Source organism: Umboniibacter marinipuniceus (assembly GCF_003688415.1).
In the GTDB taxonomy this organism is placed as follows: Bacteria; Pseudomonadota; Gammaproteobacteria; order Pseudomonadales; family DSM-25080; genus Umboniibacter; species Umboniibacter marinipuniceus.
Genome location: NZ_REFJ01000003.1, coordinates 180,118 through 200,441, shown reverse-complemented (window position 1 = coordinate 200,441; position 20,324 = coordinate 180,118). Strand labels below are relative to the sequence as shown.

Annotated in this window: 19 protein-coding genes; 8 read left to right on the top strand and 11 right to left on the bottom strand. The window is 48.3% G+C overall.

The features are described from left to right. Positions 1-79 precede the first annotated feature (79 nt). From DFR27_RS07115 to dksA, 4 genes are all read right to left on the bottom strand, one after another. Complete coding sequence (locus DFR27_RS07115) at positions 80-3,007, bottom strand: ATP-binding protein (RefSeq protein WP_121876765.1); 2,928 nt, start codon at positions 3,005-3,007, stop codon at positions 80-82. Further along, positions 2,997-3,164: a hypothetical protein gene (locus DFR27_RS07110; protein WP_170150801.1), complete on the bottom strand. Its 168-nt coding sequence runs from the start codon at positions 3,162-3,164 to the stop codon at positions 2,997-2,999. Before DFR27_RS07110 ends, DFR27_RS07115 begins: the two co-directional genes overlap by 11 nt. 92 nt (positions 3,165-3,256) lie before the next feature. Beyond that, on the bottom strand, positions 3,257-4,096 hold the full coding sequence (gene gluQRS / locus DFR27_RS07105; RefSeq protein ID WP_121876763.1) for a tRNA glutamyl-Q(34) synthetase GluQRS: 840 nt from the start codon (positions 4,094-4,096) through the stop codon (positions 3,257-3,259). A gap of 41 nt (positions 4,097-4,137) precedes the next feature. Next, entirely contained in the window at positions 4,138-4,566 is a 429-nt protein-coding gene (dksA, locus tag DFR27_RS07100) for an RNA polymerase-binding protein DksA (protein WP_121876762.1), read from the bottom strand. A gap of 238 nt (positions 4,567-4,804) precedes the next feature. On the opposite strand from dksA, the gene sfsA reads away from it, so the two are divergent. Then, positions 4,805-5,542 (top strand): DNA/RNA nuclease SfsA, encoded by a 738-nt coding sequence (sfsA, locus tag DFR27_RS07095; RefSeq protein ID WP_245962628.1) that lies wholly within the window; start codon positions 4,805-4,807, stop codon positions 5,540-5,542. 78 nt (positions 5,543-5,620) lie between these two features. On the opposite strand, the gene DFR27_RS07090 is transcribed toward sfsA, so the two are convergent. The 4 genes from DFR27_RS07090 to DFR27_RS07075 form a co-directional block, all read right to left on the bottom strand. Then, positions 5,621-5,989, bottom strand: a complete 369-nt coding sequence (locus DFR27_RS07090) for a Rieske (2Fe-2S) protein (RefSeq protein WP_121876760.1) — start codon at positions 5,987-5,989, stop codon at positions 5,621-5,623. Between the two features lie 177 nt (positions 5,990-6,166). Then, positions 6,167-7,162: a class I SAM-dependent methyltransferase gene (locus tag DFR27_RS07085; RefSeq protein WP_211327593.1), complete on the bottom strand. Its 996-nt coding sequence runs from the start codon at positions 7,160-7,162 to the stop codon at positions 6,167-6,169. Further along, entirely contained in the window at positions 7,159-7,860 is a 702-nt protein-coding gene (locus DFR27_RS07080) for a pseudouridine synthase (protein ID WP_170150810.1), read from the bottom strand. Before DFR27_RS07080 ends, DFR27_RS07085 begins: the two co-directional genes overlap by 4 nt. Continuing rightward, on the bottom strand, positions 7,844-8,323 hold the full coding sequence (locus DFR27_RS07075) for an FKBP-type peptidyl-prolyl cis-trans isomerase (protein WP_121876757.1): 480 nt from the start codon (positions 8,321-8,323) through the stop codon (positions 7,844-7,846). The genes DFR27_RS07080 and DFR27_RS07075 overlap by 17 nt, the downstream gene beginning before the upstream one ends. Before the next feature lie 89 nt (positions 8,324-8,412). Here DFR27_RS07075 and DFR27_RS07070 point away from each other — a divergent pair, with 89 nt between their 5' ends. Both DFR27_RS07070 and DFR27_RS07065 read left to right on the top strand, forming a co-directional pair. Continuing rightward, positions 8,413-9,807 (top strand): M28 family peptidase, encoded by a 1,395-nt coding sequence (locus DFR27_RS07070; RefSeq protein ID WP_245962627.1) that lies wholly within the window; start codon positions 8,413-8,415, stop codon positions 9,805-9,807. Positions 9,808-9,928: 121 nt separating this feature from the next. Next, positions 9,929-10,549 carry a phosphoadenosine phosphosulfate reductase domain-containing protein gene (locus DFR27_RS07065; protein WP_121876756.1) on the top strand — a complete coding sequence of 207 codons (621 nt, stop codon included), beginning with the start codon at positions 9,929-9,931 and terminating at the stop codon, positions 10,547-10,549. 22 nt (positions 10,550-10,571) lie between these two features. On the opposite strand, the gene DFR27_RS07060 is transcribed toward DFR27_RS07065, so the two are convergent. After that, complete coding sequence (locus DFR27_RS07060) at positions 10,572-12,932, bottom strand: penicillin acylase family protein (protein ID WP_121876755.1); 2,361 nt, start codon at positions 12,930-12,932, stop codon at positions 10,572-10,574. A gap of 224 nt (positions 12,933-13,156) precedes the next feature. Between DFR27_RS07060 and DFR27_RS07055 the strand changes: the two genes are divergently transcribed. Beyond that, positions 13,157-13,645: a DNA binding protein gene (locus tag DFR27_RS07055; protein WP_121876754.1), complete on the top strand. Its 489-nt coding sequence runs from the start codon at positions 13,157-13,159 to the stop codon at positions 13,643-13,645. 72 nt (positions 13,646-13,717) lie between these two features. Continuing rightward, positions 13,718-14,587, top strand: coding sequence for a DMT family transporter (locus DFR27_RS07050; protein WP_121876753.1), 870 nt, complete (start codon positions 13,718-13,720; stop codon positions 14,585-14,587). 174 nt (positions 14,588-14,761) lie between these two features. On the opposite strand, the gene DFR27_RS07045 is transcribed toward DFR27_RS07050, so the two are convergent. Continuing rightward, entirely contained in the window at positions 14,762-15,616 is an 855-nt protein-coding gene (locus DFR27_RS07045; protein ID WP_121876752.1) for a DUF3014 domain-containing protein, read from the bottom strand. 188 nt (positions 15,617-15,804) lie between these two features. Here DFR27_RS07045 and DFR27_RS07040 point away from each other — a divergent pair, with 188 nt between their 5' ends. Further along, on the top strand, positions 15,805-16,299 hold the full coding sequence (locus DFR27_RS07040; RefSeq protein WP_121876751.1) for a GNAT family N-acetyltransferase: 495 nt from the start codon (positions 15,805-15,807) through the stop codon (positions 16,297-16,299). Positions 16,300-16,310: 11 nt separating this feature from the next. Further along, the gene (locus tag DFR27_RS07035) at positions 16,311-17,372 is read left to right on the top strand and encodes a saccharopine dehydrogenase family protein (RefSeq protein ID WP_121876750.1); all 1,062 of its coding nucleotides are present in this window, start codon (positions 16,311-16,313) and stop codon (positions 17,370-17,372) included. Positions 17,373-17,438: 66 nt separating this feature from the next. On the opposite strand, the gene DFR27_RS07030 is transcribed toward DFR27_RS07035, so the two are convergent. Beyond that, a complete protein-coding gene (locus DFR27_RS07030) occupies positions 17,439-19,373 on the bottom strand; it encodes an RNB domain-containing ribonuclease (RefSeq protein ID WP_121876749.1) in 1,935 nt (644 codons plus the stop codon). 145 nt (positions 19,374-19,518) lie between these two features. Between DFR27_RS07030 and DFR27_RS07025 the strand changes: the two genes are divergently transcribed. Next, complete coding sequence (locus tag DFR27_RS07025) at positions 19,519-20,322, top strand: SDR family oxidoreductase (protein ID WP_121876748.1); 804 nt, start codon at positions 19,519-19,521, stop codon at positions 20,320-20,322. Positions 20,323-20,324 lie beyond the last annotated feature (2 nt).

Sequence of the window (20,324 nt, the reverse complement as noted above, 5' to 3'; positions counted from 1 at the left end):
TTTTCTGGACACTGAGTTTGCCAATTAACGTTACCGCATGCAAGCGAAAAGTGTTACCGGTAACGTTAGGTATTGACGATCATTCACTTTCTTCTGGCGCTAACGGCAGAGAAATGGTGAATTCGGTTCCCTGAGACTGATTGCTTCTTGGCGAAGCGACGTCGATCTCTCCGCCATGCTGGCGGATAATATTATAGACAATGGCAAGGCCTAATCCGGTGCCTTGACCAACTTCCTTAGTTGTAAAGAACGGATCGAATAGCTTCTTTATGTGGTTAGCATCAATCCCATGGCCGTCATCTTGAACTCGCACAAAGCACCATTGACCTCTTAACTTAGCGCTAATCCTAATATCCGCCTCGTCTTCCGATGCGTCGCGGGCATTCGCGAGTAAATTGACAAATACCTGAGTTAAGCGCGTTGGATCGCCCATAACCTCAATCGCATCTTCCAAGTTATTCAGGTAATTGACAGACTTGCGATGATGTTGCAATGCCAATAGCGCTATAGCGTCGTTAATACAGCGGTTGATATCAATGCGAATAGATAGGTCACTAGCGCCGGCTGGATGGGAGAAGTTGACCATAGACTGAACAATATTACTGATGCGACCAGTTTGAATCTGTATTTGAGCAGCAATTTCCGCTGCATCATCGGCGCTGACGCCTTCCTCTAATTCCTGAGCAAGGCAGGTAATACCTGTTACGGGATTGCCAATTTCGTGAGCTACCCCAGCGGCCAGGCGGCCGATAGAAGAAAGCCGCTCCTTGTGAAGCAGTTGTTCCTGGAGTTGCTCAATCTCCGTTCGGTCTTCGACCAACAGAATCCGGCTGTCGCCTTCCTTAAAATTACGACCACGGCGAGCCTTCGAAAGATCCAGATAGCGTCGCTTTCCGTCAACAATCAGTTGCAAACGTTGAAAGTTGTTACCACTCGAAACAAAAGTATGCAGGGCTTCACCCCAGGGCTCAGGGAGGGCGGTCATGACGGTCCCAGTCGCGCGTTCGGGAGAGATGTGAGTAATATTCTCCAGCGTTTTATTCCACAGCATTATCTCGAAATCGGTAGTAAAGGTTGCGACACCGATAGGCATTTGCTCAAGGGTATTACGATGGTGTCGCCGCAATCGATCCAGCTCCGCCGCCATACCGGGAAGTGCACTTCGGCTCTCAGAGAGACGTTGCTCTAGCTGCACTAGATCCACGGGGTCATCGGCGACCACTTCGCGCATCGGCAAGCTGTCATCAACAACCTCTTTAGCAATTGATGGGCCCATTAAACCAGATAAATTAGCTTCAATTTGATCACGAGTCTTACGGAGCTCGGACGGACGGCGTTCGTTGAGATTCAGCGATTGTTGTTTAAGTGCCCGACGAACTTCCGCCATGGCCACGGGCTTGCCGAGTGCGGGAGAGAGCGCTTCAATCATTGCCTGGGGAGTGAGCGCAACGAGTCGCTCACGAGAGGGGACAGATATGTCATTCAGGCCGCACAACTTAGCCGCTGCAAGTTCCTCTTCGGTTTGATGAGTGAGGTGATGGAAGATCACCATCACAACCACGTTCAAGCCAAAGGATGCCATCAGCGTGCTTTGCCATTCAGCTGGGCCGAAACCCAGTTGGAAACCTAGTAAATCGAGCTGTACCGCGGGGTAACCTAAGACTAGTGGCACAACCATCAAGAGGAACCAAGAGATGCCGCCAGTCAGAACCCCTGCGCTAATTGCTCTGCCGCGGGCTTCCGGCCATAGCACAAGTGCGCAAAGTGCCGGGGTAAGTTGCAAGGTCCCCATGAAGGCGGTGAACGCCAAGTCCGTGAGGCTGGCATCCGCGACAAGATAACAAAAGAAGAGCGAAGCGGCCGCGAGAATAACGACTAGATAGCGCTGCCAAGTTGCTAGCCAACGATAGAGACTGGTTCGAGAGGGCATGCCCGTTGATGGCAGAACGAGATGGTTGAGCGTCATGCTGGTGACGGTGAGTAACACGACCACCATGGTGCCGGTAGCGGCGGACAGGCCACCGAATAGGATAATGATCAAAAGCCACGGATTTTCAAGCGCGAGAGCAATACCCAGTGCTGCGTAATCGGTGTTAGCCAGCGGTGCGCCCAAACTGTTCGCGGCCCAGATGATAGGAAAGAGCGGGAGTGCCATGAGCATCAAATACATGGGAATGAGCCAACTGCCCATTCGTAAGGTTTTTAGCTGAAGCTTACGACCGTTGTTGTAGTTGAAGGCATGTGGCACCAAAATACTGCCAGAGAGAAAGATGAGGACGAGCCAGGGCGAATTATTTTGCCCTCGTATCTGATAGAGGATTTGTGCCTGGTCCGGATTACTTACTAACCATTGGTTTAGGTCATCAATTCCGTCGAAGACCATGAAGGTAGCAACGATACCTACCGCCAAGATCCCCACCAATTTAAGTATCGATTCTGCTGCCAGCGCAACCACCAAGCCATTCAAGTTGAGCCGTCCAGAGCCAAATACGAGGGTGAAGACAGTGGTGACAATGACGAACAGCGTAGCGTGGGCCCAGTTTAGGCTGACCGTTTCGATGTTGCTAACCTTAAGTACTTGCCAAGCTTCTGCGACGGCCTTGATTTGCAGTGCAAGCAACGGTAGGGCGGAAACGAGGAGAATTAAGGTTACCGACACCCCAAGTTTGGCGGACGGGAAGCGGAACACCATGAGGTCGGCAAAAGAATTGAGTTGAAATTGGTTGGCAATTCTACTCATTGGAATCAGTAAGAATGGAGCGAAGAGCAGCATAGCGCCAGCACCTAGGTAGTAGGCTAAAGCCCCATAACCATAGTTCTGTGCTAACGATACAATGCCATAATAGCCCCAAGCCGAAATAAAAGTACCTTGAGCTAAGGTGTGAATAAGGGGGCTGCGGCTAATTTTTACCGGAATGATGTTCTTTTCAGAAAGCGTAGCTAAGCCAAATAATGACAGTAAATAAAGAAAGGCATAGAGCCCTACAATCCATGGCTCAAGAGTCACGACTAATTCTCCCAGACATAATAGATAGAATCAGCGCAGATAGCCCCCAAACTATGAACGGTCTATACCAAGAACCATTTGGGTCAGCCAGCCAAGTGTAAACGTAAGGCGACAATAAATAACCCAAAATAATGATAAATAAGACGGTGCGGTTCATGATGATTTCCTTTGGCTCCCAGCATTTAGCCGTAATCTTGCTGCGCTGTCCAGTAGCATTCGTCGGTACCCCTGCCAATTCAATCGTTGAGTTTAACGCCCTTGCGGGACGGCACTTCGATCCCACGATGAAATCGCTTGGCGAATAACGTCCTCGACACTACCTGTAGCTTCACTGGACGCTTGCCCCAAATGAGCTAGCGCTGCTCGAAGTTGTTGCGGACGGTTTGCTGAGCGCAGAGGCTCAGCATGATTCTGCTTTGATAGCTTATTGCCGTCCACGTTGGTGGCGATGGGAATATGACCAAATTGTGGCGCCGGGTAATCCAAATAGGCGAAGAGAGCCAGTTGACTTGCCGCCGCTGGAAGCAAGTCAGCGCCGCGAATAACGTGTGTGATGCCCATTGAGATGTCATCTAAAACGGTGGCGAGGGGATAGCCAATCAACCCATCTCGGCGGCGCACACAGAGTTCTGGGTGGGTTGAGATATCAAAGTTTTGCGGCCCAAGGAATAGGTCATGCCATGACTGCTCACCTTGAAGATTCATCCTCAAGGCGCAAGTTTCGTTCGCAGCCGGAGGATGATTTATACAATAGCCCAGCTCAAATCCATTTTGGCTTTGGAGTTGCTTTCGATTGCAGTTGCAACGATACACAGCCCCGTCATTAACAAGTCGTAGCAATTGGTCTTGGTAGGCTTGCAGCTGCTGACTCTGCCAAGTGATGTCTCCGTCCCAGAAGAGCGAAAAGTCTTGCAGTTGTTGTTGGATAGTCTCTGCGCTCCCCGAAACACAGCGAGGCGGATCAATATCATCAATTCGAAGTCGCCAAACCCCTTGGTTTGCGCGGCAGTCGAGGAACGAGGCTAAGGCACAACAGAGGGAGCCAAAGTGGAGTGGTCCTGATGGGGTGGGAGCAAATCTTCCTATCATAGAAAAAAGAAAGCCGAAGCAAGGCTTCGGCTCTTCATTGTTTAGGCCATCTGGCGTTCTTTGATTTCATCGAGTGTTTTGCAGTCGATACACAAAGTAGCTGTAGGGCGCGCCTCAAGGCGGCGAATGCCAATATCAACACCACAGGTTTCACAGTAACCGTAATCATCTGCTTCAATCAAATCGAGTGTTGATTCAATTTTCTTAATCAGTTTGCGTTCACGGTCACGAGTACGCAGTTCTAAACTGAATTCTTCTTCCTGAGTAGCACGGTCGGCGGGATCAGGAAAGTTGGACGCTTCATCACGCATATGCGAAACGGTGCGGTCAACTTCTTCCATGAGTTCTTTCTTCCAGGCTTGTAGCAACGCAGTGAAGTGCTCACGCTGCTTGATATTCATGTACTCTTCGCCCTTTTTTTCTTTATAGGGAGCGATGCCATGAAGTGAAAAACTGGCTTGATTTGCCATTGTCACAACCCTCATTGAAAAACAACTAATATCAAAATTCCGAATCTCGAAACTCTCTCAAAATTTCGAGGCAGCGGAAAGTAGCAAAAAAAAATGTTTTTAGCTAGTAAAAAATGGGTACTTCCCAAAAGAATTATACGGGATGGCCAATAATTTTAGTTCAACTTGAAGCGTACCTTTTAAAGGTGGCACTATGCAAACTCAAAATTCCACTAATAATTGTTGAATGGAAGCTAGCGTGTCTTTGAGTTCAAGAGAATATTTAGTCCAGATGTCACTGACGCCAGCAGTCTTAATTCGGCGTTACAAGCGATTCCTAGCCGACGTAGAGCTGTCTGGAGAGTTAGTAACCGTTTATTGCCCTAATACAGGAGCAATGACAGGCTGTGGGCAGGCTGGTGATACAGTTTGGTTAAGCATCAGTGATAAGCCGTCTCGTAAATACCGCTACACATGGGAGCTGACGGAAACGCAGTCAGGGCATTGGATTTGTGTGAACCCGCAGCGCGCCAATGAGTTTTTGGGGCAAGCACTGGAGCGTCGATTGATGGCCTCACACTCTCATTACACAAATTGTATAGCGGAACAAAAATACGGAGAAGAAGGCAGTCGAATTGATTTTCTTCTGCAAACTGAGTCGAAGCTGAATGGCTATGTTGAAGCAAAGAGTTGCACGCTATTAATTCAAGAGGATGGGGTGGGCGCATTTCCCGATGCGAAGTCCGTGAGAGCGCATAAACACCTCCGAGAATTGACGCGTTTGGCGCGACAAGGCGTGCCTACCTACTTAGTCTATGTAGTGTTACATTCAGGAATTCGCTCGGTAAGGCCCGCAAGCGAAATCGATCCCCACTATGCACTCCTAACAACGGAAGCAATAGCGGCGGGGCTAGAAGTCTTTATTTTACCGGCAGGAATTGATCAAAAGGGACTTTTCTGGCTTGAGGATGCCAGTAATCTGCGACTAGCAAATTAGCAAACAAACTCATCGGCTCCCATTTTTTTACTGCTAACGAAGAATTCCTGCGAAGCGGCAGGCTAAAATGCAAAAAACTTAGTCGTCGTGTTTACCCTGAGCGCTATGATCCGGGGCCAAATAGAGTGTCAGCGTTTGATCTGTTGCGCTTAAGGATATTGGAGTTAGCTTCTCCTCGGCGCAAGGGCCGGCAATACACTCTCCGTGTGGTAGCTCAAAAATCGCTCCGTGATGTTGGCATATAAGGTGGTGTTGATCGAATTCTAACGTCGAGTCGTCTCGGTAGAGCGCCTTATTGCGGTGAGGGCAGCGGTTCTCAAAGGCAATGAAGTCGTCACGGTTACGAATTAAGATAATATCCCGATTACTCACGGAAACCAGATTTAAGCCAAGTTTAAGCTTTGCTTTTAGAACGGACCCTATAGTGTGCTTAGCGGCTTCAGTCATTAAGCGATTTACCTTATTCGGTGCGACGATACACTGATAGCTTAGCGGTGAATGCTTCAGTAGACTAGCCCGCAATTGTTATCTGGGTAAGCACATGTTTCGAGACTTATTAAATCAAGCTGTTCCGCTGATTGCTGCGATTGTCTTCGCAGGAATTGGTTTTTATTTCATCGGCTACTAGTTTGCTAAATCCTTCGGGCCGCTAAGACGCCATACGTCAAAGCCATCTCGGCGTTCGATATGGTCGCGCTGGTTAAACGCCCGCTGGGCCAACTGACTCACACCCACGAATTGATTTACTACCCACCAAACGGTGCCGTCACGACGCACGAGCCTCGCGCTCTGGTTGATGAACTTTTCAGTAAGTTGAGTCTGGTGGTCAAATCCCTGATGGAAGGGTGGATTACATATAATGTGATTGAATTGTCTAGCCGCTAATGATTCACCGCAATCGTCCGCTACAACCGTCACCTTATGGGCCCACGGTGCCAAATTCTTTGTTGTAGCAATCAACGCTGCCGCGTTGTTGTCACTAGCGGTTAATGAGTCAATGTCTTGCTTAAGCGCGGCCCTAGAGAGAAAGCCCCAGCCACAACCTAGGTCTAAAACTGATCCATCTAACTGCTTATCAATTGCGGCAACTAAAATCTCAGAACCACGATCTACTTTGTCCCAACCAAATAGGCCAGGCTTAGACCAGAATGCCTGTCCCTTAACGTTAAGTTCTCGTAGCTGTGTATAATTGTTGTCATCGATAGCCGTTATTGCCTGCGCCTTGCTAATAATCGCCAGTCGATAACCGCTGTGAAGGGTGGTTTCAATTTGTGGCCCGAACAGCTGCTTGGCCTGCTTCAGCGCGGTCTTAATCCCTTCTTTATTACCACCTGCGATGACTAGTTGACCATTAAGAGAAAGCATTTCCGCGGCGAGATTTAGGCAGCGATAGACGACGGCCCGCTCCTTACTCAGTCGATAAACGACGCGCGAATACTGCTCATCTTGAGGCGCAACGAAGTCGTTAAAAAGAACGGAATCCGGTAGCGCTGAACGAAACCGATTGGTGATACAGTGTTTGGCTTTAATACAGTCTTCGAGCGACCAATGCTCGTCTGCTAGCAGCAAGGTATCGCCACAGACGAAGGGCTTTAATAATTCAATGGCTGGATCTGTCATGCTAATGATGAAACCTCTTCGGGCGTTAATTGTCGCCATTCTCCCTCACTAATATCCAGTTCCAAGGAGCCAATATTGGTGCGATGCAATTGCATTACACGATTTTCACAGGCCGCAATCATTCTCCGAACTTGATGATAGCGTCCTTCGCTAATTGTAATCATGAGCTGGTTGTCGGCCAATCGATCGATAGATTTGGCCGCCACGGGAGTTGGGTCGTCACGTAAGACAACGCCAGCGAGGAGGCGTTCAATGGTTGCTTCAGGGATCGGCCATTTAGTAGTGACTAAGTAACGCTTCTCGCAATTGTACTTGGGGTGAGCAACTCGGTGGCTCCACTGACCATCGTCAGTAAGGATGACGAGGCCAGTAGTCTCCTTGTCCAGTCTCCCAACCGGGTGGAGGGTTTTGAAGGCTGGGGGCAGGAGGTCTATTACCGTTTGGTGAAGCCCATCTATGGTTGCGCATATAACGCCCAGGGGCTTGTGCAACATCACATATTGAGGCACACGAATGGCAACCAGCTCATTATCCACTAGGATGACCGCTTCCGAGTCTACCTTTTGGCTGGCGCTGATGGCGAGATGGCAGTCTACTTTAACGCGTTTAGCTCTCACTGCGGCCTTGGCTTCGCTGCGGCTTAAGTTTGAGTGCTCGGCTAGCCAACGATCCAAGCGGATATTAGCCTTCGTCTTCAATCGCCTGCCCAATTTCTACTTCAACTTCGGTGGCCTCACGAACGGCCAGTACATCGATACTGAAGTTCAGGTCGAGGCCAGCTAGCTCATGATTGCCGTCGACGGTAATGGAGTCACCATCGATATGGGTGACCTTTACTGAGATTTCCTCCCCATCTTCGGTTGTCGCGTTGAAGCGATCTCCCACCTCAAGACTGTCGATTTGAAAAGCATCTCGTGGCGCATTTTGAACCAGCTCATCAACGTACTCGCCGTAGGCTTTCGCTGCTGGAATGTCGAGGTTCATTGAATCGCCTACGGACTTTCCGAGAAGCGCGTCTTCAATTCCTTCGATAACATTGTCGGCACCCATCAATATATGGAGCGGTTCACCTCTCTTAACGCTACTGTCCAGCTCTTGCCCCGTGGCGGTCCGCGCGACAAAATCGAAGGTGACTACCGAGTGAGTGTGAATTTTATCCATTTGATAACCTCTTAAACACATTATTTTGCCGTTACTAGCTTTATACGTTAGCCTGATAACGTCGATTTTTACATTATAAAGGAAACAACATGAAACTACTTCCACTCCTGTGCCTCTCGGCACTATTGGTTGGTTGCGGTGGCGAACAAACCCCGCCGAATCAAACAGCCGGAGCTTTGACGGATGAGCAACTTCGAACGGCAGCACAACTTCGTGACGAAATGTTAGCAAGCAATGTAGCGTGGGAAGTCGTTGAAGATCTCACCACAGAGGTGGGGGCTCGCATGCCTGGAACGCCATCTGACGCAAAGGGCGTGGAGTGGATGGAGCAACGCTTTCGTGACCTGGGCTTCGATAAGGTAACCTTAGAGCCCGTTGAGTACCCGCTATGGGAACGCCATCATGAAATGGCTAATGTGGTTGCACCATTTGAGCAGCCGCTTGCCATTACTGCCCTCGGCGGTAGTGTGGGTACCAATGGTGTGTTGGTTGCTCCAGTGGTGTACTTTGCGACCATCGATGATCTTCAAGCTGCTGCGGACGAAGAGGTAGCTGGGAAGATTGTGTTCATCAATAAGCGCATGGAGAAGACCATTGATGGCAGTGGCTATGGACCAGTAGTGGCGGGCAGAAGTGGTGGCGCCAAAGTAGCAGGAGCCAAAGGTGCCGTAGCCGTTTTAATTCGTAGTGTAGGCACCGACAGCGATCGTTTTGCCCATACGGGAATGATGCGTTACGACGAGGACATTCCAAAGATTCCTGCGGCAGCGCTATCTAATCCCGATGCGGACCAAGTAGAGCGATTGCTTCAGCGTGGAGCGTTAACGGTCTCGATAGATATCTCAGCGGGTTTCACCGGCACTTACACTGGGCATAATGTGATTGCTGAGGTAACGGGTTCTAGATGGCCAGAAGAAGTTATCGTCATTGGCGGACACCTTGATTCATGGGATTTAGGAACCGGCGCGTTAGATGATGGTGCTGGTGTTGCGGTTACCACAGCGGCGGCTCATCGTCTTCTTTCAGAGGATGCACGACCTGGACGAACAATTCGAATGGTGGCCTTTGCCAATGAAGAGCAGGGGCTGATTGGCGCGTATGCATACGCGGCGGCTCATGAGACTGAGATAGCACAGCACTTTTTGGGCTCTGAGTCTGATTTCGGTGCTGGGCGCGTGTGGCGTTACGATACCAATGTCAGCGAAGCGCTATTACCTTCGTTTGAGCAAATATTCCCAATCCTGGAGCCATTAGGCATAGAGCGCGGTGGACTAGAGTCAGGTGGTGGGCCCGACATTATTCCCCTTCAACAGCTCGGTATACCGGTTGTACGGTTGAGCCAAGATGGTACTGACTACTTTGACTACCACCACACCGCTAATGACACATTGGATAAGATTGATCCTGAGGCATTAAATCAGAACGTTGCGGCATGGATTACTCTCGTTTACCTCGCCTCTCATATCCCGGCTGAAGGGAACTAAACGTCCACTAGAAATGGGGGCTTATAACTAAAGGTTACAGTTGTAGTTCAAGATTGTATTTATAAGGTTATAAGCTTTCGTTTAATGTTACTACCATAGATGATTGGTAGAGACACTAGAAATGGATTTAACAGCGATTAACAAAACTCTTCGACACGAATCCCCTGCGGCAATTATCCGTTGGGCGCTGAGTGTGAGTAAGCGTCCAATCGCGACCACGAGCTTTGGTAAAACTTCAGCAGTACTGATTCACGCACTGCAAAAGGAAGCGCCTGAACTACCGTTAATTTGGGTAGATCATGGCTATAACCTTAAACATACCTATCAGTATGTTGAACAAATCATTAGCCGGTTCAAACCAAACCTTCAGGTATTCACTCCTCAAGTTACCACCGAACGTCGACTTGCCATCTCGGGGGGCGTACCGGTACCAGAGGATGAAATTGCGTTTTCCCGTTTTACTAAAGAGGTAAAATTGGAGCCTTTCCAACGTGCCATTCAAACGTATCAGCCCGATGTTTGGTTAACGGGCATTAGTCGTTACGAAACCGATTACCGAAAGACGCTTGATATTGTCTCGCTTGATCATCGTGGCCTACTGCGAGTAGCGCCGTTCTTCTATTGGCAGCAAAAAGACATCGAGGCCTACCTCAAACGTCACAACTTGCCTTCCCCAACGCATTACTTCGATCCAACCAAACTCAGCGATAACGCCGAGTGTGGTCTCCACAAAGCAAGCTGATTGACCGAATTTCTAACGCTAGCTACTTAGGTTGAATAGTGAATTGATAATCGGTTCCTGTGGAAAGTATTGGTAGTGGTTGGGCAGAGGCCCAAGCTGTGTGTCCAATACGGTAGAAGGGTGAAAAAGGATTGCCTGATTGGCCTCCAGGCATGTTATAGAGTCCCTGAGACTCCGCACTTGGGGTCACAATAATATGCTCCGACGCGCCTAAACTCCCGTATTGCACAAGCGGCATATTTGTGGCGCCGTTCAAAGGAAGCCTTTCCATATCTAAAAAGTTCCTTAAGACGCTCGGCAAAGCAGCTGAAAGTGGGTGAGAGATGGTAACGCCATTTACACTGCCCCATTCTGCTCGTGTACTTAAGGTATCATTTTCGGCTAGCCACGGCGTGATAATTTCATCGAAAATAGCCAATTCATACTCCTTCCAAGACGACACCCCGTAAGGCAAGAAATGCGGCGGCTGATCCTGAAGGAGCTGCCATACGGTATCTTCGCCTCTGCTTATCCGAGCTGCTTCTCGCTCAGTTAACTTGGCATTGAACTCAGTGTTCAGCCATTGCCCTATTCGTTGATAAACGTCTGAAATAAGCGCAGTTCTATATTCCGCCACCAGTGACATACCCATCTGGGAGGCCTCGGCTCTGCCGTTCCAGTTGCGTAATGCAAGAGCGGCTGATTGATGCCGAAGCTCCGAAGATTCATCAAGTCTTGAGATTAAGTGATCTGCCCAACGTTGATAGAAAAGCGCGCGATCATCATAGGCAATGGCGAATAGATCAAATTCATCCGCGTTTTCAAGCGTACTCAGGTTATCGCGAATTTGCATCGAACGAGCGCCAAGGTCGTAGGCGTCCGAGCCAATTTTCTCCAACATTGCGCCAGTGACTACCTTAGCGTTGGCCGTCCAAATTTGTCCACTTTCAGGATTGATAATGGCAGGGTAGTCGGCAATATTAAGTTGCTGATCCCAGCTAATATCTGCGACCTGCCAGGCTATTGGTACGCCGTAATCAATGGCTATACGTTGTGGAATATAGCCACCAATAGTCCAGCCAATATTTCCTTCACTATCTGCCATGGTGCAGTTTTGCGGGGGAATGCCAGATTGGTTGCACACGATTTTAGCTTCGTGCACGTTGGCGGCATGCTCCATTTCAAGCAGGTTTAGATTAACAGCTTGAGCTTCGTGAGCCAGCCACCGGGTGGCGTAGGTCCCGCCATCGTTGTTTGCCAAGATCGGTCCCCAACGGCTTAGCTGGACTTCGTGTTGCACGGATCTTCCATCTGGCAGAAGAATATCTTCAATTTGAATCTGAATTGCTTCCCAGCCAGCGTTAGTTCGATAGGCAGTGCTATCTTCATTTAACTCTAAGCTAATGAGATCACTCCAATCGCCATAGGAGTTGGTAAATCCCCATGCAACCATACTGTTAGAGCCCGCTACGATAAGTGGGGCACCAGGAAGGCTTACGCCAACCATTGGAGTAGCTTCGCCGGCCTGGAAGCTAACGCGATACCAGGTATTGGGCACTTGGATACCCAAATGCATGTCATTGGCTAGAATGGCTTTACCCGTTGAACTACGACTTCCTGCTATGGCCCAATTGTTGCTACCTATTGCGCTAAATTGCTCAACATCAATGGTCTGCTCAGCAAGCTCAGTGTTAAGGGATAGGTCAATAAGCTCTGCGGATGGCGTAGCGGGTAGTTGATATTCATACGCAGTGAGTGGAGCTTCCCATTCAGAGAAGGTTGGCGCAAGGAATGCATGAAGAGCAGTGGGTGCTGCGTTAGAGAACTTATGACGAATTCGATCAAAAGACGCTTCTTCATCATTCAATTGAATCCACATTGAAAAACTCACCAGAAAGCTATCTTCAATTAACCAAGGCTTGGGAGCCTGGCCCAACAGCCAGTATTCTGGGGGGCGAACGGTGAGCTCAGCCAGCCCTTGATTGACACCGTTAGTATAGGCGCTTGCGATGTTTAGGTGATTACTTGGTAAGGCATCAACGGCCGCTAACGCTTTTTCTCTGAGTAGATGAGATCGGTAGCGTTTGTCACGGTCGATCGCCATTTCGCCCACAAGTTGACTCAACTCGCCCGCGGCGGCGCGGCGCAGCAAATCCATTTGAAAGAAGCGTTCCTGGGCGTGAAGGTAGCCCATCGCAAAGGCAATATCTGCTCGCGATTCTCCAGTGATATGAGGAACGCCATAACTATCACGAGAAACAACGACAGGCGCACTAATATGAGTTGAATCCACGGTGCCATCTAGGCGAGCCGTTGATAACTGCCCGGCAATAAAGATTACCGCAAACGCTAATAAGATAACTACCGTTAGGGGTAGTAGAATACGAAGTAGAAATTTATTCATAATGTTAGAGATACCAAATTTTCACATTAAAGCCATTACTTACTATTACATATAGTAGGCTAGCCAACTAGTTTATTATGGTTATAATTAGAGCACATGCTTCAGCCGTAAACGAGTGTAACAAGATTGCTAAGAGGATTTAGCATGGTTTATCGGAAACGTAGCGCAGAAAGCATTGCGAAGCATCAATTTCAATAAATCTAAACTAATAAAGGGGGCCTTAAATGGGCTTACTCAACATTGATATTGATAAAGAAATCCAAGCGCATAAAAAGCAGCTAGAGAAGCTTGAGGCGTTAAAGCAGGCCCAGGCCGATAAGTTGCAGGGTATAGAAGAGTTTGGCAACGTGATGAAACGCTTAGCTGCAGACTATGGTTTGTCAGAAGTTGATCTTTTAAGCGCTAAAGGGGATAAGTTTCTGAGCGTTGTCAAAGCGGCGGCTAAGCAAAAGAATCCTCCTAAATATCTCGCGAAGCTTGCCGCATTTTTTGCCGATAACCCTCAGTTGAAGGCAGCTATTACCAAACCATCGGCGAAGCTAAAGAAGTCAGCGAAGAAAAAGCGTGTTAGTGATGAACCTAAAGTACCAGTGGGTCGATATAAAAATCCTCACACTGGCGAGGTTGTTGAGAAGTTAAAACGAGCACCCAAGGTATTAAAAGATTGGTCCAAGCAATATGGTGACGAGACCTTAATGAGTTGGAAAATTTGATTCTAACGGGCACAGCTTTCTATATAAAACGGAGCGCGAGGCGCTCCGTTTTTTTATAAACACGAGAATTCGATGCATCCATCAATATTATACGGCCTGGCTGCTGTTCTGCTTTGGTCAACCGTTGCTACGGCTTTTAAGTTAGCACTGAAGGACTTTTCAGTGATTCAGTTACTGGCGCTGTCGGTAACGGTTTCCACGTTAGTACTTTGGTTAGTAGTGTTCAGTACATCGTCCCGAGCTAATATTCAAACTACCTTTAGGAAGCGTTTCAGCCTTCTGGCACTGGCAGGATTATTAAACCCGGCAGCCTACTATTTAGTGCTTTTTGAAGCCTATGATCGTCTACCTGCGCAGATCGCCCAACCAGTTAATTATACTTGGGCTATCGCATTTTCTTGGCTGGCAGTGCCACTATTAAAGAAGCCGCTGCGACGGGTGGATAAGATAGCGAGTGTGTTGGGCTATTTCGGTGTAGTGGTGATTGCTCTTCAGGGGAAGTCGCCGGCTGAGTTTGATATTGATCTGCTTGGGTTGTCGTTGGCACTATTCAGCACGTTGCTATGGGCTGGGTATTGGTTGCTTTCAACTAAAATTAGCGGTGATTCCTTAGTAAATTTAGCAATAAGCTTTAGCGTAGCGCTTCCGGCAGTTTGGCTAATGGTATTCTATTCAGGTGAGAGTTGGCCTGACAACCCTTCCTATGCCAGCGTTCTATGGGTAGGATTATTTGAAATGAGCATCACTTTTTTGCTGTGGCAAAAAGCGTTATCAACCGCGGTTAATGTCTCAAAGGTCGCCAATCTTATCTTTCTATCGCCATTTATTTCACTGATTCTAATTGGTTTGATTCTGGGGGAGCAGCTGCATGTAACAACGTTCGTGGGGTTAGCGCTAATTTTGACAGCGGTATTGTGGCAGCAGCGAAGTAAAACGGAATAAACTATTCAGCAAGTAAACAACTTTAGTGGATTGAGCTAAACAGTGATTGACTAAGGTTAGGCAAAATAAGCACGACAATTGAAAATGGAATGCGAACAACAGCCTCTACAAATAGAGCGCCTATGTTGCTCGCAACCTCCTGAGCGTTTTTAGCCAACAATAAGAGTGCTTGTGCTAAACGGGATTACTATCTAAGGCATTAATAAGCTGCTGCACTTTGGCTTTAAGTCGGGCCGCATTCGCAGGTCCGATTCGGATCATCAACTTCTCTACGTCGGAAAGGTTTTCTAAGCGAGGATCGGCGAACTTATAGTAAACCGACGGCCTCACAAGCTCTATATTCCCAGCCACTTCGGGAGCATTCACCACGCGTTGAAGAGCGGCGCGGAATGCTTGATCGAAAGAGGTTGGAATCCCGAGTTCTGCATAGGCTTCCTCAAGGCGAGGAGACCAAAAATGGTAGAGTTCAATAGCAGTGTCTTCGTCTACGTATTCAATGGCACTGATCACCGTGTCATAACGCGCAAAGTTACTCGAAGAGAGTTCGATTCGGCCAGGCTGATTCTCCACTAAAAAAGCCCCTTCAAGTACCGTATTGGCAATAGGGCGGTTTTTAAACATGAGTTCACCGCGTGACAAAGCATCAACCATCGCAACGGTCTTACGGAGTATTTGAGTTGGCTCAAGCCATTCGATCACGGGGTGCGCAGGGCCAAGCTGGGCAACACTCAGTGCGAAAGGCTCGTCACTTTGGTTGATTGGAACGGGTTGTGGTTTGGGCTCAATAATCTCGGGCTCGACATTCAGCTCATTGGCAGTCTCAATTAACTCGGCTTGCTGAGTCGGTTCAGGCTCAGGCTCAACTGGTGGGGTTTCAATGGCAGAGTCGGCTGCCACATCAACCTCGACGGTCTCCATTGCGGTGGTATTATCATCGTTAATAACGATTAAGGTGATGACTGCAATCGCAATGATTCCGATAATGAAGAATAAAAGCGGCTTTTTATTGGTGGCGCTTTGCTCGGTCATAAGATGCCTTGTTGTTGGGGCTACAGTTGATTAAAGTGTAAGTTGGCTAGTGTGAAAGCAATATAAGCATTAATGCATAGTAACACTGCATTCTAAGTATTGTATTCACGAATCGTTGAGATTTTGCCAATTTTTCATTTTCTTATAGTCGCAGTGGCGACTGTAGGTATCTTTGGAGTTCTGTCAGTATGACCATCAAAAGCACCAATAATTCCCCTGAGATTCGTCGCGCTACTGAAGCGGATGTTCGGTCCTTAGTTAGCTTTAACCAAAGAATGGCCTGGGAAACTGAGCAGAAAGAGCTGGATGAATCAGTACTACTGAGAGGGGTTTCAGCAGTATTAAGCTCTTCTGATAGAGGTTTCTATCTTGTTGCTGAAGCCGAGGGTGAGGTAGTGGCCTCGCTCATGGTGACCTACGAGTGGAGTGATTGGCGTAATGGCTTTTTTTGGTGGATACAAAGTGTTTACGTAGTACCTAGCTGTCGACGTCAGGGGTTGTACCAGCAACTCTATAGTAAGGTGCAAACACTCGGAGCGGCAGCCGGTGCAATCGGCTTTAGGCTTTATGTAGAAAAAGAGAACCAAGTTGCGCAAAAAACGTATCAAGCTCTGGGTATGAAGATGTGTGATTATGATATGTATGAAGCGATGGCGACTAACTCATCGCAAAAAAACGATTAGGAGAAAACAGTATGAGCTGGGTAATTTACGGTGCAACAGGTTATTCAGGCGGTTTGCTAGCGGAGCGAGCGGCTAAAGCTGGGCTGAAGCCGCTGCTATCGGCGCGTAACGAGGAAAAATTGAAACAGGTTGCGCAGCGTCTTGGTCTGGAATATCAGGTTGCCGACGTAAATGATAGTGCAGCGCTGGCAAAGCTGGCGGCGAATAGTTCCGTAATCGTCAATTGTGCAGGCCCGTTCTCCGCTACGGCTAAGCAAGTTATTGCGGCCTGTATTTCAGGAAAGGCCCACTACATTGATATTACCGGTGAGATGGCGATCTTTGAGTATGTCCAGACTCCAGAGATTAGTGAAGCTGCAAAAGCCGCCGGTATTGTCGTTTGTCCAGGGGCAGGTTTTGATGTGGTACCAACGGATTGTCTAGCGGCAACCCTAGCGCAAAAATTGCCATCAGCGGTATCGTTGGAGTTAGGTTTTGCGGGCAGTAAACAGTTAAGCCAAGGCACAGCAAAGACTTCCGTTGAGGGGCTGGCGAAGGGCGGCTTTTCTCGTATTGATGGCGAATTAAAGTCAGAGCCGGTGGCACAGCATACGGCCGAGATAGATTTTGGTGGTGCCGTTGGTAAAAAGTTTGCGATGACTATCCCGTGGGGGGATATCAGTACCGCTTACAGCAGTACTAAAATACCTAATATCAAAGTCTTTGTACCAGCCTCTAAAGCCACGGCTGACAAAGCTCGAGGAGCCTACAAACTCCGTTGGTTATTTGGTTTAAAATTAGTACAGAACTTTCTCAAACGCCGAATCGAGAAGACGGTTGTTGGGCCCGATGCCGATGCACGAGCAAAAGCACGCATGTACCTTTGGGGTAAGGCCATGGATGCGCAGGGTAATACTGTTGAAGCATGTTTCTCAACGCCAAATGGCTATGAATTGACCATTACCGCGCCGTTGGCCATTGCTGAGCACTTAGCGAAAGGGGTTGAAATGAGTGGATCAATGACGCCATCCCAGCTAATGGGTGCGGATTTTGTTTGGACATTACCTGATGTTGAGGCGCTTAACTGGCGCTAAACGAGTAGGCCTAAGTGAAAGTTGGGGAGCTTGTGCTCCCCGATCTTTAGCGCGAGATTCTCGCCGTTAGGCGAGCTTAAACTTGACCTGACGCTTCTCAGTATCAACCTTAGCGAGTTTTACTGAAATTGGCATGTCAAGATGATAGAAGGTGTCATTATGGGTGGCGCAAAGCCTCCAGCCTTCAAACTGAAAAGTCGATTTCTCGCTGCGCTTAGGCTTTAGTTCCACAAAACCTTCAATCCCGCTTTCGTCTAAACGAACCGCTACGCCCGCTTGGCTGATCTGAGTGATAGTGGCCTTGTATTCGCTCTTCTGATCAAGGTGTTGTTGCGCGAATTGCGTCTTCAATGTCAAATCAATCGTGTTACTTGCCTGACGTCCGCGAACAATATCGCCGTTGAGCTTCTCAAGATCAACTTGATTAACAAGTTCACCGAACTCAGCGCTATTATTTAAAGCTTGATCAATGATCAGATGGTTGAGCAAATCGGCTGCACGGCGAATTGGAGAAGTAACCATTGCATAATGCTCGAAACCCAGCCCCAGATGACCCTCAGACTCCGCTGACACCTTACTAGGCTGTAGCCATCGAACCAAGACTGATCGAAGTGGGATATCGGCGTCTTTGTAGAGTGCTTCTTGCATCAGCGTAACAAACTCATCAAGAGTAGCCGGTACCTTTGCTTCCTCACCCCAATAGTGTTTAAGCAGCTGCTTTAGATCGCCAATTCGTTCAGTTCGAAAGCCTCCATGGTTATTAAAGAAGCCGCTTCCTTGCTCCGCTAGCCAAGTTCCACAATGACGATTAGTCAACAGCATGAACTCCTCAATGAGTCGCTGTGACGTTAATCGCGGCGCTAGCGCGATTTTACTAATCTGTTGCTGATCGTTAAGTTCGTAGTGATAGTCGGGGCGTTCGCTGATGTCGACGGCAGCGCTCAAACGATGTGCCCGAACTGCGGAGTAACAGGCGGCTAAGCGCTCGACAGGCTGCGCAATATCAGCGTCAATGACATCGGAGTTGCCATTTAAGAAAGACTCCACATCGGTATAGCTTAACTTTGCATGAGACTTGATAGTGCCTTTGTAGAGTTCGAACTTAGCGACTTCTCCTGTCTGCTTAATATCGAATTCAGCGATCAGCGCATCACGCGGTTGATCAGCTAATAGTGAAAATTTTTCTTGCGACAAGCTCGGCGGCATCATATGAACTACCTGCCCCGGCAGATAATGACTGGTACTGCGAGCAAGTAAGTTTTCGAGCAGCGGCTGATTACTTTTGAGCGTTGCAACCGGATCAGCAATCGCCACAAACAAGCGAAATCCTTCGTCAACAGATTCTACAAATACCGCGTCATCAAGATCTCGGGCGTGGGCGGAATCAATGGTTACAAACTTAGTCTCGGTAAGGTCCTTTCGTGCTATGTCTTTAGCTGAAGTCAGGGAATCTATTTGGACCGTTGTTTCTTCAGGCCATTCAGTGTCAATCGACATCTTCTTCAGGGTATAGGCGCGTAGATCACTGAGGTTAACTTCGTTGCCGAGTTTGCTGACTGCAAAGGCCTGACTCTTGCCTTCAAGCTTAGTGGGATGACGCAAAAGTTGGGCTTCAACGAGGGTACCTGCTTTGAGTCCAGAGCGTTTATTTGGCGGAACGAAGAACCAGCGATTGAAGCGCGCGTCATCACATTCAATGAAGAGGTGCTTTCCGCGGGTGACCACACGGCCAAAGAACTGCTTGAATTCACTTTTGACTAGGCGCTCTAACTTTGCCTCCTGATCGCCACGACTATTTTCGACAATCTCATATTCGATCTCATCACCGGGGAGCAACTGTTCCATTAGTGGTGGAGCTAAGAACACTTGTCCACCCTCCTGGGTAGAAACGAAGCCAAACTTCATGGGCGTAGCTTTAACAATCCCGCGGTTGAGGTTACGGCTTGCGCGAATATCTTTCTTGAGCGTTTTGAGTTGTTGGAGCGTATCAAGATTTAGCATAGTGGTGGTGTTGAATTCCCTAGTAATCGGCTTATTGATTGCCGAGTTTGAGACGCTCAAGAACGAGTTGAGCGAAAATTATCAGCCTATTTTAACAGCAAATACAGTATAGTGTTTCGATAAAATATAAAAAAAGGAGTAACTTATGGATCTTCGCTCAAAAGTCATCTGGATTACCGGCGCCAGCTCCGGGATTGGTCGCGAATTGGCAATTCAGTTGTCACTTCGCGGTGCGAAACTAATCCTGACCGCTCGACGGGAAGAACAGCTTGAAGAGACTCGCCAACTTTGTGTCAACAGCGAACAGCATAAGATTCTTAGCTGCGATCTTAATGATTACCATCAGGCTGCGCACTGGGCTGAGCGAGCCGTTGCGATGTATGGGCATGTCGACATTCTCGTTAACAATGCGGGGGTAAGTCAGCGTGGTGGGGTGATTGATACGCCGATTGACGTTGATGAAGCGCTGATCCGCTTAGACTACCTCTCTTTAGTGGCCTTGAGCAAAGCGATTATGCCTCATTTTATTGAGCGTCAGTCAGGTTATTACGTCAATATTTCGTCGGTTGCGGGTAAGTTGGGGGCGCCAATGCGAACCTCTTACTCTGGAGCTAAGCACGCGGTGGTGGGGTTCTCTGATTCACTCCGATTTGAGCTGTTCCCTCATAATATTAAGGTGACGGTTATTTGTCCTGGTTATGTCCAGACTCCCATCGCCGTAAGCGCTCTCAACGAAAAGAATGAAGCTGCGAACATGTATGATCCAGATATTGAGAATGGTATGCCAGTTACTACAGCAGTAAGAAAGATCATCCGCGCTATGGAAGCGCAAAAGAATGAAGTGCTGGTTGCAAATGGCATGCCATGGCTAGGCTATCACCTTCGCCGCTTACTTCCGAACACTTTCCCAGCGCTGATGACTAAGATGGTCAAAGCGAAGAAACAATAATA